The organism is Sphingobacterium sp. CZ-UAM (assembly GCF_002000245.1).
GTDB lineage: Bacteria > Bacteroidota > Bacteroidia > Sphingobacteriales > Sphingobacteriaceae > Sphingobacterium.
This window is the reverse complement of record NZ_MTCM01000010.1, coordinates 101,998-116,148: the sequence shown is the minus strand read 5'-3', so window position 1 is coordinate 116,148 and position 14,151 is coordinate 101,998. Positions and strand designations below refer to the sequence as shown.

9 protein-coding genes are annotated in these 14,151 nt (G+C 40.7%); 4 read left to right on the top strand and 5 right to left on the bottom strand.

Features of this window, described 5'->3' with window-relative positions; translation table 11 throughout:
* Positions 1–5: 5 nt before the first annotated feature.
* From BWD42_RS23605 to BWD42_RS23585, 5 genes are all read right to left on the bottom strand, one after another.
* Positions 6–3,044 carry a tetratricopeptide repeat protein gene (locus tag BWD42_RS23605; protein WP_077438872.1) on the bottom strand — a complete coding sequence of 1,013 codons (3,039 nt, stop codon included), beginning with the start codon at positions 3,042–3,044 and terminating at the stop codon, positions 6–8.
* A gap of 392 nt (positions 3,045–3,436) precedes the next feature.
* Complete coding sequence (locus BWD42_RS23600; protein WP_077438871.1) at positions 3,437–4,375, bottom strand: aspartate carbamoyltransferase catalytic subunit; 939 nt, start codon at positions 4,373–4,375, stop codon at positions 3,437–3,439.
* A 142-nt stretch (positions 4,376–4,517) separates the two neighbouring features.
* A complete protein-coding gene (gene pyrR / locus BWD42_RS23595) occupies positions 4,518–5,081 on the bottom strand; it encodes a bifunctional pyr operon transcriptional regulator/uracil phosphoribosyltransferase PyrR (RefSeq protein WP_077438870.1) in 564 nt (187 codons plus the stop codon).
* A 353-nt stretch (positions 5,082–5,434) separates the two neighbouring features.
* On the bottom strand, positions 5,435–6,826 hold the full coding sequence (locus BWD42_RS23590; RefSeq protein WP_254846310.1) for an APC family permease: 1,392 nt from the start codon (positions 6,824–6,826) through the stop codon (positions 5,435–5,437).
* A 146-nt stretch (positions 6,827–6,972) separates the two neighbouring features.
* Entirely contained in the window at positions 6,973–9,987 is a 3,015-nt protein-coding gene (locus tag BWD42_RS23585; RefSeq protein WP_077438869.1) for a DUF2723 domain-containing protein, read from the bottom strand.
* A gap of 800 nt (positions 9,988–10,787) precedes the next feature.
* Here BWD42_RS23585 and BWD42_RS23570 point away from each other — a divergent pair.
* The 4 genes from BWD42_RS23570 to pth all read left to right on the top strand — a co-directional run bounded on the left by BWD42_RS23570 (position 10,788) and on the right by pth (position 13,923).
* The gene (locus tag BWD42_RS23570; protein WP_077438868.1) at positions 10,788–11,744 is read left to right on the top strand and encodes a ribose-phosphate pyrophosphokinase; all 957 of its coding nucleotides are present in this window, start codon (positions 10,788–10,790) and stop codon (positions 11,742–11,744) included.
* Positions 11,745–11,998: 254 nt separating this feature from the next.
* Positions 11,999–12,580 (top strand): outer membrane beta-barrel protein, encoded by a 582-nt coding sequence (locus BWD42_RS23565; RefSeq protein WP_077438867.1) that lies wholly within the window; start codon positions 11,999–12,001, stop codon positions 12,578–12,580.
* Between the two features lie 101 nt (positions 12,581–12,681).
* Positions 12,682–13,278 carry a 50S ribosomal protein L25/general stress protein Ctc gene (locus tag BWD42_RS23560; protein ID WP_077438866.1) on the top strand — a complete coding sequence of 199 codons (597 nt, stop codon included), beginning with the start codon at positions 12,682–12,684 and terminating at the stop codon, positions 13,276–13,278.
* An 81-nt stretch (positions 13,279–13,359) separates the two neighbouring features.
* Positions 13,360–13,923, top strand: coding sequence for an aminoacyl-tRNA hydrolase (gene pth / locus BWD42_RS23555; RefSeq protein ID WP_077438865.1), 564 nt, complete (start codon positions 13,360–13,362; stop codon positions 13,921–13,923).
* Positions 13,924–14,151: the final 228 nt, after the last annotated feature.

The following is a 14,151-nucleotide window of genomic DNA, read 5'->3' as shown; positions in this document are numbered from 1 at the left end:
GTATCCTATTTCTTTTTGTTGTTCAATTTATTTAGACGTTCTTTTGCGGCAGGCAAAATATCATCTTTCGCATCGTAGTTATCCACAATTGATTCCAATGTCGCTTTCGCCTGGAATGTATCCCCTTTACCTGCATAAGCATCAGCCATTGTAATAAAGCTTTTTGCTACCCAATATTCATAAGAGGAGAAATTGTCGGATAGATCCATAGCCGTTTTGATACAGGCATCATACTGCTTGTTTTCCAACTGGATAACCGCAACATTATATTTTGCTTCAGCTCCAAATACGGTACGGCTCTTCAAGGCAGCTAAGCTAAACTCTTTCATCGCCTCCGCTTTTTTGTTTTGCTTTACATAACACTTACCAGCATATAAAAAGGCATTAGCGATCTCCTCTTCCGAGGATTTCTCATAGTTTTTGACAGCGTTGGTATAGTTTAACGCCTCTTTATAATCACCGATTTCATAATAGGAAACCATCAGGTTATTGATTGCGAAGCCGTAGTTAGCTTTATATTCAGAAGTCAGCTCCAGTTTCTTCAAGAGTTGCGTCGCTTCATTATATTTCTTTTGTTTCAAATACAGATTAGAAACTGAAATCAATGTACGCTCCGTATATGGAGATGTCCAGTCATTCAAGATAATATTATAATCATGCAATGCATCTTCTGTATTACCTAATGCCGCATTACTTTCTGCACGTACAAAACGCGCATATTTTTCTTGGTTTGGTTTCGGGAATTTATCGAAATACGCATTTACAGCTTCTACAGCACCTTGGTAATTTCCACGGGAGAACAAGGTTGTCGCTGTTGAGAATGTCCGCGAATCTTGTTCCGATTTGGAAAGATCCCCCAGGTTGGTTCCTGTTGCATATTTGATATATCCGGTTGCATCCCCTTTATCCAGGTAAATATTCTCGATGGAACGCATAGCTTGTCTCGCTTCATCCGTAGCAGCATATTGATCAACTACACGTTGGAATGTCGCCAAAGCTGCATCATTATTGTCCTGATTGTATTGAACCAAGCCAATTGTTACCAGCGCGCGAGGCACATAACTGCTTCGTGGATATTTTTCCACCATCGATTGAAGTCCCGAAATTGCCTGATCGCTTTCGCCCATCAAGAAACGTGTATATGGAATCTCAAAAGCAATATCATCTGCATAGTTTGAATTCGGGAACTGCGCAATGACAGCGTTTAAGGTTGAGATCTTACCATTATTGTCTCCTTGTAGACCTTGAATAATACCGCGTTGAAACAGGGCATAATCTTGACTTGGAGCTTTTGAAGAAATCAGCTTATTATATTCCGTCAAAGCTCTACCATAGTTTTTTGACGAGAAATAAGAGTCGCCCAAACGGGCGATAGCATCATTCCGGGTATTGATCTCCAAACCTTTTGAGCCACCTGAAGCCAAGAAACGTTCAAAGTAATTCGCTGCCGTATTGTAGTTTCCATTACGGAAAGCGGCGTAGGCCAGGGCATAATTCGCGTAGCCGTATACGTCTGTTTTACTTGCTCCTGGCAAGCGTAAAAATTTATTGAAATTCGTTACCGCTTCACCGTACTTGCGTACTTCGTACATCGCTTCTGCCTTCCAGTATGTAGACAGGGCATAAATTTCTTCATCATAACGGTGTTGTTCCGAACGTATAAATAAAGAAATCGCATTTTCAAAAGCACGCTCATTATAAAACTCCAGCCCTCTGTAGTAGGTTACTTTTTGATAAGCGGCGTTTGCTTCTTTACCACGTGTTGGAATAGACTCCAGAATATCAACCGCGTCACGGTAATTTTTGGTACTCAACAAGACTTCTGCCAACAACGTTTTTGCTTCTTCTTGACGCTTTGATTTCGGATAGGTTTTTAAATACTCCTGTGTGGAAGCCAAAGCTACTTGGTGGAACTCCAATTCATAGGAAAGCTTTGCATAGTTAAACAAACCTTCTTCTTTCATCGCCGGATCAAAATCCAGTTTTGATGCTCTGAAGAACGCGTTACGGGCAGATTGTTTATTTCCTTTTTTCAGAAAGCTATCCCCTAGGGTAATCATAGCGGATTGGTAGTAAGCATCAGGCTCTGTCATTTTTTCCAGTTCCGTGATCGCTTTATCGTAATCCTTTAGCTTGTAAGCAATATAACCGATCTGATAGCTATCCTGGTTATTTTGGGTCTTGCCCTGGTCCTGTGCCTGGAACTTATCGTAGTAATCTTTTGATGTTTTTAGATCACCTTTGATAAAGTAGGTTGCCGCGATAATACGGAACATCTCGGTCTCGTTTTCCTGCTTGGTGCGCGATAAGATTGGCAATGCATAGTCCAATACATCATCGTAACGTTTATCCAGGAAATACAGGGCCGTAATATAGTAAGGATAGCTATTTTCAAATTGTTTTGAGCCATTTAAACGCTCAAATTCATTTAATGCAGTTTTATATTCCGCATCTAAATAACATAAGTAAGCATAATAGTAGATGGACGCTTCCTGAAATTCAGTTTTCTGATCTTTTAATCCTTCAAACAATGGTTTTGCCGTCTTATAATCTTTCGTCATAAAAGAAGCATAACCCAATTTAAAGCGATATTCCACATTCTCTTTACCTGCAAGGTTTTTACTGTCGATCTTTGTGAACCATTCGATCGCCTTTACATAATCCTTTTTGGCGTAATATGATTTACCGATCTGAAAATAAGCAGCTTTAGAATTAGCGCTGACGGGGAAATCTTTAATATATTTAAGAAAACGATTCTCGGCATCCGACTCGCCCAATTCCAAGGCACAGACAGCTTGGTAATACCGCACATTTTCCTTTAATAAAGATAGCTCTTCCGTCTCGTCCAATTGTAGGTTGGATTTTGTTCGCAAGGCTTCAACGCGATCAAATTGTGCTGACGCGGAACCGAATTTTCCGCGCTCATACAATTCCATTCCAGTTTTGTAAGCCTTGTTGATTTGTTGCCATTCTGTCTGTTGCGCTAATGCCGGCGTCGCCATAACGGTTAGTGCAACTCCCACCTGGTAAATCTTCTTATACATAATATGTGAAACCTTAATATGTTATTTATCTGCAAATGTAAATGAATCTCCCTTCAAACCGAGGTAAATTTGCCTTGAACCACAAATCCATTGACTTCTTTTCGCTGATTGACTATTTTAAAACAAGTCAAAATTTATTGAAAATCAATTCAAATACCCTCCCTGTTGGAAGATAGTTTTATTCATTTTACTAAATTATACTTTAATTGAGCTATTTTACACAAAAGTTATTAACATCTGTGTATAACCCTGTATTATAACGGAAATTTTGCACAAAAAATATGCCCGACCAAAAATAAAGTCAGGCATACTATTGTTGATTGAAGAACCTTGTAATTCGGTTATCCTGTATCGATCACACTGCCTTATTCGTTCCGTTACGGAAATGCCAATTAACCGCGTTGTCCGGCCAAGAGGTACAGTACAGCCATGCGGACTGCAACGCCGTTTTCAACCTGATCCAAGATAATGGAGTGCTCACTATCGGCCACATCCGAAGTGATTTCTACACCACGGTTGATCGGCCCAGGGTGCATAATGGTGATCGGTTTTTCTAAAGAATCCAAGATTTCCTTATTTAAACCATATAACATGGAGTATTCTCTTAAAGAAGGGAAATAAGCAATGTCCTGGCGTTCCAGTTGGATACGTAACATATTTGCCACATCACACCAATTCAATGCTTTTCTCAGGTCATGCTCCACCTTTACCCCTAAGGAAGTAATATGTTTTGGAATAAGGGTCGTTGGCCCACAGACCATGACCTCTGCTCCCTGTTTTTGAAGACACAGAATATTGGATAGTGCAACCCGGGAGTGTGTTATATCACCTACAATGGCTACTTTACGTCCTGCAACATCACCAAAGCGCTCACGGATGGAAAACGAATCCAACAAGGCCTGTGTAGGATGCTCATGTGCACCATCACCGGCATTGACGATCTGTGCATCGACATGTTTACTCAAAAACACACCAGCTCCAGCATAAGGATGACGCATCACGATCATATCGACCTTCATCGCGAGGATATTATTGACGGTATCGATCAGTGTCTCGCCCTTACTTACGGAGGAAGATGAAGCCGCGAAATTAACGATATCTGCAGATAGTCTTTTTTCAGCAAGTTCAAAAGAAAGCCGCGTCCGTGTTGAATTTTCAAAAAACACATTGGCAATGGTGATATCGCGTAAAGAAGGGACCTTTTTGATCGGTCTATTTAATACCTCTTTGAAATTACTCGCTGTATCCAGAATCAATTGGATATCTTTTTCATTTAGATCTTTGATTCCCAACAAATGGCGAGTACTTAATTGTTCTACTGCGGATGACATTTTATAGTATATTCAAGTATTTACTAATCATTTTATTTTAGTGTCTGTTATGGATTTACAACTTTTTCAGTATATATCGATACAGGCACTTCGTTCGATGCAAAGGTCAATCAGCACCTCCGCTTTTTCATCAAACCTGGTCTTAATCATTAACTGGCGTTTTCTTCTCCGTTACCAGGATAATGCTATCCTGATCGTCAGATTCTTTCCAGTTCACAATCACCTTTTGAGAATCTATAGAATCGACCTGTATGCCAATATAATCGGGTTGAATCGGAATCTGTCTGGAGAATCGACGATCGACCAAAACAAGCAGCTCAATTCTTCTTGCCCTTCCAAATGCCTGTACAGCATCCATCGCTGCCCGAATAGTTCGTCCCGTCCACAAGACATCATCAATAAAAATGACATCTTTACCTTCTACAATAAAATTGATATTTGTGCTATTTGCTAACAACGGACCAGCATTACCTTTTGTACGGAAATCATCGCGGTAAAATGTAATATCCAAATCACCGACCAGGATCGGTTTTTCGATCATGCGTTCAAGTTCTTTGACAATACGTTTAGCTAAGAAAGTTCCTCTTGGTTGAATACCTATGACGACAGCATTTGAAAAATCACCGTGATTCTCAATCAATTGACGACATAGTCTTTGAATGGTGATTTGAAATTTTGGTCCGTCTAATAAAATCGACTGTTTCATTATGGGAATGTTTGAGCAAAGCTACACTTTTTTTGACAAAAACTACGGCTCGTATGCCAATTAATTTCAATAAATCAGTTCTCTATAGACAGATCGATACAGGCTAGAACGACTGGTCATTAAAGTAATTCAACGGCTTCAGAAGCGTCCTTTCAGCGAGAATGTACTCCCATTCGCTTAGGACCTATTCACTTTTTTTTGTTCTCCTACGTAAAAACAAAAGCTATGCAATCAGCAACCGTAAAAGCCAGACCGACAGCATATCCATTTTATTTACCCATCGCTTTGTATCATGAAACAACGAGATATTACAATTGATCCCGGCCTCAAATCGACGCAACCATCCACCTACCTCAATCATTCTTCTGATTGCCACGTGCAAAAAAATACACCGGCACTCCGATCAATACCAGTATAAAACCGGGCCAGGTATACTGCGGCTTATAAATGATCAACAGGACACAAAATACAGTACCTATCAGCAGGTAGATAATAGGTGTGATTGGGAATAAAAACGTTTTATAGGAGCGTTCTATTTCCGGCCGTCGGACACGTTGAATAATAACTCCCAATACCGTGATCATATAAAAGATGACAATAACGAAAGAGATCATATCCAGTAAATTGCCATACTGACCGCTCAAACAGAGTAAGGAAGCCCAAATACCCTGTAACCATAGTGATCGGGCAGGCACATCATATTTGTTATTCGGGATAGCCTGTTTTAAGAACAGACCGTCTTTGGCCATCGTTTGAAAAACCCGTGCTCCAGACAGCGCGAGACCATTGACACAGCCAAATGTCGATATCATAACCAAGATAGCCATTGCAATCGTACCAGTATGCCCCAACATCTTTTCGGCTGCTGCGATAGCCACCCGGTCATTTGTCGCAAAAGCGATTTCTTCGCGGCTCAAAGCAGAAAGATAGATATAGTTACAACAGATGTATAGCAGCATAACAAGGCTGGTTCCGATCACGAGCGCACGCACCACATTACGCTGTGGATTCACAATCTCGCCTGACACGAAGGTCACGTTTTCCCAGGCCACACTACTAAAGACCGAGCCTACCATGGCTGCTGCCAGTGCTCCCATTAAAGCGCCACCTGAAATCCCCATCCAGCCCTCGCCTTTCAAGTTCTGAAAAGCATCCCAGCTGTAGGCCATATTTTCGGAGAAATGGTTTTCTTTAATCAGAAACAACCCACCTATGATCAATAAAACCAAAGCGATAATCTTTGCAGAGGTAAAAAAAGACTGTACCGACTTGCCGCTCTTGATGCCGCGGGTATTGATATAGGTCAGCAGGAGGATCACCCCCATAGCGAGTATCTGTATCCAGGTAATCTTAAAGTCTCCGCGTTGAAATATCGGTGCCGCATCATTCAATTGCGGAATTAGATAGGCTGTAAACTTACCAAAGGCAACCGCGACAGCCGCGATCGTACCGGTCTGAATAACGGTAAATAAACTCCAACCATATAAAAAGCCTACAGGCTTGCCGAACACTTCAGTGAGATAGGTATATTGTCCACCAGCCTTAGGATACATGGAAGATAGCTCACCATAACAAATTGCAGCTGCTACCGTGGCAATGGCTGTCAACAACCATACGATTGCCAGCCAGTATCCTGAGCCCAATTGCCGCATCATATCGCTCGACACAATAAAGATCCCACTTCCGATCATCGAGCCCATGACCAGCATAATCGCATCCCACAATTTCAGTTGACGTTTCATCATAATATCAGGTTGGTTTTATGCCGTTAAGCTAAGAAAAAATAATCAAAAAAAGAGCTGCCCTCAGCGACATCCTATTCAAAAGATTATTTTTTTTGAATAGGTGCAGCCCTGGGCAGCTCCTTATACTTGAAATACTGGTTGACTGATTATTCTACACCATATTGTTGTTTATACGATTTTTCGAGTTCAGTTACCTGTTGCAGCAATTGTTTCTCGGAAGTCGAAGCTAAAATACTCTTATATGCACCCAAAGCACGTAGGGCAGTTCCGATATTGGAATATTCAAGTTCCGCTTTCGTTTGTGCAATATCCTGGTACCAACGCATATTTTGTGTCATAAATTTCAGGTTGCGACTGACAATCTCATTTGCACGTTTATTTTCACCGGTTTCATATAATACATTGATGATCGGAATATAGCCTAATACGTCACGCATCAGGTACACACGTTTTGGCATCTTCTCGTACGTTTCAACAGCCACTTTACGGGCTTCATCCTTATGACCTTCCATCATTAATTGTGTTGCCGTTCCCCCCATCACGGTATTGGTGATCATGGTGATCATGCGGTAGGATTCAGGGTCCAAATAAGAAGCATTCGCCATATTACCCCATTGATACTTTGTGGTAATATCTTTAAAGGCTGACTGTGTATCCACTAAAGTACCCTCAGCTCCCGCAGGTGCCGCAATAGGCATTAAGCGCAGCGCAAAACCTTCTTGCACCAGGTATTTATCCAATCCAAGGTAGTTGTCATTCGGAACAGTCGCCGCAAAATAAATCGGACGTTTCCAGTTATTGTTCAATAACACATTTAGGATCGACAATTCCGCTCTGGATACATAGTTCCGGTTATAGGTCCAAGTCATGGTATCGACGATGGATTCCTGCCATGCTTTTGGAACAACATTGTTTTTTAGCACAGCTTCCTTGTTCACCGGAAGGCTAAAGTTTTTGGTCGGTAAGAAGTTTTCAAATTTACCACCACGCAATTCCAGTTTATTTTTCTGGTCATCAGACAATAAGATCTGCATCACCAGATCTAGATCCACGTGTCCTGGCACCTTCATATCTTGATAATAAAGTACTTCACGAACACCTTTTTTGAATTTTTCGTCATCAATATTGATTGGCAAGCCATCGGCCTGATTGACCTTTTGCTTCATCTGGCGCATATACCAGTCAGAGCTTAAAAGACTCAGGTTGACTACCCGTACATCAGGACGATAGTTTTCAACTTCTTGTACATACCACAATGGGTAGGTATCGTTATCACCATAGGTAAATAAAATCGCATTTGGCGCACAGGAAGCCAGGTAGTTTTTCGCTAAATCACGTGCTGTTGTTTTCTCCGAGCGGTCGTGATCATCCCAGTTTTGAAATCCGAGCAATACGGGGGCACCTAACAAACAAGCTCCCGTAGCAATACCGGCCGCCATCTTTCCATCAACCTTTTTGCTCAGGTAATCCGCAATAGCGAATACGCCCAAGCCGATCCATATCGCAAAGGCGTAGAACGAACCTGCGTAGGCATAATCACGCTCACGGGGCTGTAATGGACTTTGATTTAAGTATAATACAATTGCTAGACCAGTGAAGAAGAATAATAATCCGACAATTCCGGCATCACGCTGTCTTTTACCAAAATGCCAGAATGCACCGATCAAACCAATAATCAAAGGCAAGAAATAGTATTTATTATTTGAAGGATCCGTTTTTAATGAATCAGGGATGGCGTTCTGTCCACCTACATGCATCTGGTCAACAGGTTTAGCCCCTGAAATCCAGTTCCCCTCTGTGAAGGAGCCCTGCCCCTGTTGGTCGTTTTGACGACCGGCAAAGTTCCACAAGAAATAACGGCCATACATGTGCCCGATCTGATAACTGAAGAAAAATTTCAGGTTATCCCCAAATGTTGGGGACTGCCCCTCCGGAAGCTTTAGGTAATCGCGGTAATAATCGATATGTCCTTGGTCACGGGAGCTATAAACACGCGGGAAGAACATCGTCTTATCGTATTTATAATCCATTCCGTTTTCTACTTTCGTATATCTATCCTTGTCTTTTCGATAAGTATAGGTAGGCGCAGCATCTACAACCTGTGCATCAAATGTAGGCCCATTTAAAAGCGGTTCGCTCGCGTATTGCTCACGGCCCAAATAACTGACAAAAGAAAAGGCATTATCCGGATCACTATTATTTAAGGTAGGATTCGCTTTCGCGCGTACCATGATCATCGCGAAGGAGCTATAACCGAAGATGATAAATGCGGTACTGATCAGGATCAGGTTCAACATCGGTTTTGCTTTTTTGATCGAATACCAGATACCATATACAAAAAGAGCAACCACTAAGATCAAGAAAAGATTAAATCCGGTCCCGAAGCCCATACCTAAACTATTCACAAAGAATAAATCAAAATAAGCTGCCGCCTTGACGGTATACTGAATGATCCCCCATAAGATCAGGGCCAGCACAACCACACCAATCAAAAATGCTTTGGTAGCGCCCGAAGAAGTCACCGTTTTTGAACGTTTAAAATAAATCACCAGGGCAATAGCCGGAATAACAAGTAAGTTCAATAAGTGAACCCCAATTGAAAGCCCCATCACATAAGCGATAAAGATCAACCAGCGGTCAGAGCCGGCCTCATCGGCGTGATTTTCCCATTTTAATATCCCCCAAAATACAACAGCCGTACAGAGCGAAGACATGGCATATACTTCAGATTCAACAGCGGAAAACCAAAATGTATCCGTGAAGGCATAAGCCAACGCACCAACAGCACCCGAGCCAAATATTTTGATCAAGTCTGCTGAAGTATAGGACTCGCCGACTCCTTTTGCAACGACCTTCTTTGCTAGCGCTGTGATCGTCCAGAACAAAAATAAGATTGTCAGACCACTACATACAGCAGATCCCACATTCATCCAAAAAGCGATCCGAGTGACATCACCTCCGGCAAGATTGGAGAAAATGTTCTGAATCATTAAGAATAATGGTGCTCCCGGCTGGTGCACAATTTGAAGTTTGAAGGCTGAGGCAATAAACTCACCACAATCCCACCAACTCGTCGATCGTTCGGCAGTCATGACATATGCTACTGTTGCAATGAGCGCACATATCCATCCTAAAAGATTGTTGATTTTAGTATAGTTCATAAAATGATAACTGTAAAAGTATTATAATACGGCTCGAAAATAAGGATAAGTTAATAAGAAATGAACTTTATTCTGATTTTTTAACACATATTAATTGAAAAAATTTCATTAAGCGATGCAATATTGGCTGTAAAGAAAGCCTGATAAAGGCTCCGATGAGCTTGATCAGACCAATAGCAGTACAAAAAGGCAGCATGGTTAAAGTTAATTTTAGGACAAAACAAAAATTATTTCTTTGAAAATCAAGCTCAATGCACTTTACAGCACATTTTTATTTGCAGAAATAAGAATAGTCCGTATATTTGCATCATCAAATGTGAACGACATCATCACGATAACGAACACAATTGAATTGTTTGTCCGATAGTATAAGGGTAGTACGACAGTTTTTGGTTCTGTTTGTCTTGGTTCGAATCCAGGTCGGACAACAAACAATAGAAAAGGCTTGCAATCGCAAGCCTTTTCTGCGTTATATGCAAGGCTTATTATTTATAAAAGGGTTTAGATTTTTTTTAATTTGAATTTTGATTTTTAAAACAAATCTCTATCTTTGCGTCGTCAAAAAGAAAAAAACGGAAACGTTGACTTTTTAGAGACATTGTCCGATAGTATAAGGGTAGTACGACAGTTTTTGGTTCTGTTTGTCTTGGTTCGAATCCAGGTCGGACAACTTTTAAAGTTAAGAGTATATGGATTGTGAAAACAATCCATTTTTTTTAATGTTTAACTTTAAAAAATATTAGGGAATAAAAATATTGAATAATCGACAATACAATAACCCAACATAAATATACAAAACCATGCCTTTGCAATTCAACACGGTTAAACTATTTGCAGGTTCTGGCACTACAGAACTGGCCGAAAAAATCGCACAATCTTATGGGAAACCACTAGGAGACAAAACATTATCGCGTTTCAGCGACGGTGAGATTCAACCATTTTACAATGAATCTGTTCGTGGAGCCGATGTGTTTATCATCCAATCCACCAACCAGCCTACCGACAATCTTTTTGAGTTATTGTTGATGACTGACGCCGCAAAAAGAGCTTCAGCACATTACATTACGGCGGTTGTCCCTTATTTCGGTTTCGCAAGACAAGATCGAAAAGACAAACCAAGAGTTGCCATTGGCGCGAAAATGATTGCCAATCTGTTAACAGCAGCTGGAATTCACCGTATCATGACGATGGACCTACACGCTGCACAGATCCAAGGTTTTTTCGATATCCCTGTTGATCACCTTGATGGCTCTATTATTTTTGTTCCTTACATCAAATCCCTAAAACTTCCTAACTTGACAATTGCTTCACCAGATATGGGTGGATCATACAGAGCGCGTACTTTTGCTAAATTCTTCAATGCCGAAGTGATCATCTGTGACAAACGTCGTAAACGTGCGAATGAAATCGAGTCTATGTCTATCATTGGAGATGTAACAGATCAGGATGTTGTATTGATTGACGATATCTGTGATACAGCTGGCACGCTTTCAAAAGCTGCAGCACTAATCATGGAAAACGGTGCAAGATCTGTAAGAGCGGTTTGTACACATGCTGTATTATCAGGCAAAGCCTATGAAACAATTGAAAACTCGGTATTGTCAGAGATGATCGTAACCGACACCATTCAATTGGATCCTGAAAAAGCAAAACTATCAACAAAAATCAAAGTATTATCTACAGCTGATCTATTTGCGAAAGCAATTACAAGCGTAAACCAACATACATCAATCTCTGATCTATTTGACGTAGAATAGTCTTTTTTAGTATCGAGTATTGAGAAAGTAGTATAGAGACTCTGGTATGCTAAGCCGACGGCTGACATACCAGAGTCTTTTTTATGTACCGTCTTTTGCGGTAGAAATAAAAGATCCCGATTGCATTTGTCTAGGGCTTATCGCTTCCATAAGCAGGCTACTATCGTCTAACCAGACAGGATGACCGCCAAATAAATTTTATTGGGAGTATTTCTAAAAACCTTTTATATTAGTAGCTTAAACATGCTCGTCATATGAAATCTGTATTCTCATTCCTCTTATTTTTACTTGCAATCGGTTCTGGTGCACATGCACAAGAAGGCACACCGCGCCCCAATGCTTTAGCTATTCAATATGGATTAAGCACTGTGATCATCCCAAATGAATCTGCTGGAGCAGCTTCATTGGAAGGACATAGTCATTCCATCGGGTTGCTTTACTACAAAGATATCTCTTATGATCTTGGACTGGAAACAGGTCTACGCTACAGTTTCGATGCCATGAATAAAAGTGGCATCAATGGCGAGGGCCAGCAATTTGACATCGACTATAAGGCTTCCTATATACATCTTCCGATCTTGCTACAGTATAATTTCCTAAAAGTCCTTTTTGCCCAACTTGGACCGACGGTCAGTGTACAGGTACAGAATGAAGATAACATTAATAAATCCGGCGTCGGCCTCTGGGCATCATTCGGCGCCAAGCTAGAGAAAGAACGGTATATCCTTAAGCTCAATCCTTACTACCATAGCCAGTCGATGATTGCCTTTTCGTCCAATTCCTATCAATCCCAACAAAACCTAGGGGTCAATCTAAGTGTTGGACTTAAATTTTAACTGATTATCCATTCAAAATCAACAGGATTGACGATTAATAAATTTGAATAATCCAAAAATTAGATTATCTTTGCACCTCAAAATTTATAAAAAATTAAAAGATGAAATCAATTGCTATTAGCGGTTCTGTAAGACAGAACGTAGGGAAAAGAGATGCAAAAGAATTACGTTACCAAGGTTTAGTACCAGCGGTACTTTACGGAGGAAAAGAACAAACTGCTCTTTCTGTATCCGCAGCTGATTTGAAACCAGTTCTTTACACTGCAGATGTTGTAATCGTAGAATTAAACATTGACGGTCAAACAAAAAGAGCTATCGTTCAAGATGCACAATTCCACCCATTGACTGACGTAGTTACTCACATTGACTTTTTAGAGTTATTTGATGATAAAGAAGTATCATTGAATATCCCTATCAAATTAACAGGAACTTCTCCAGGTGTTAAAATGGGGGGTAAATTAGTTCAAAAATTACGCAAACTACGCGTAAAAGCATTACCTGCTAACTTGCCACAAGAAATTGAAGTACCAATGGAATCTTTAGAAGTTGGTAAATCATACCGTGTAGCTCAGGTTCAATTGGAAAATGCAAAAGTATTGAATAACTCTGACGATACAATCGTTTCAGTTATCATGTCCCGTGCATTGCGTCAAGCTGAACAAGAAGCAGCTAAAGCAGCTAAAGGTGGTAAAAAATAATCTGAACAAGATTCTTAAGATACTACAGAAAGCACCGAAATTCGGTGCTTTTTTGTTTGTTAAAATTTCTATTTTTGCGTCATGAATTATCTTATCGTTGGATTGGGCAATATCGGCAGTGAATATGCCGACACACGACATAACATTGGATTTATGGTTGCTGATGAACTTGTCAAGCAAGCTGGTGCAAGTTTCTCATTGCTGAAATTAGCTTACTACAGTGAGTTTAAACAGCGCGGGCATAATGTGACGGTCATCAAACCGACCACCTATATGAATCTCAGCGGCAAAGCGGTCAATTACTATATGCAACAATGTAAAGTGCCGATTCAGAACGTATTGGTGATTGTTGATGATCTAGCGATTCCATTTGGTTCTTTACGTATGAAACCCAAAGGCAGCAGCGCCGGACATAATGGACTTAAATCCATCGAGCAGCTTTGCGGTGGACAGGTGTATCCACGCCTACGCTTTGGCATAGGAGATAATTACCCCAAAGGTAGACAGGTTGATTACGTTCTTGGTCCATTTGACAAGGACGAACAAGCCGAGCTCCCGGCTTTGATCGATCACTCCGTTAAGATGATCCAAAGTTTTATCAATATCGGCATTGAGCTGACCATGACCAATCTAAATACAAAATAATCACCCCCGTAAGCATCAGAAATAACTATATTATCAATGTTTTTCAAACTAGAAAAAGCCGAATTAAACGGCTTTTTCTAGCATACAGCTTATTCCTTTATTGTGCTATTGTTGTATCAACCTTGTTTTAAGGAAGTACTTAGACAGGTTGATCGTTGTGCCAACCTTGCTTGATTCTTGTACCATCCTTGTGCGTTTCTTGTGCCGAGCTTGTTCGTTCCTTGTGCC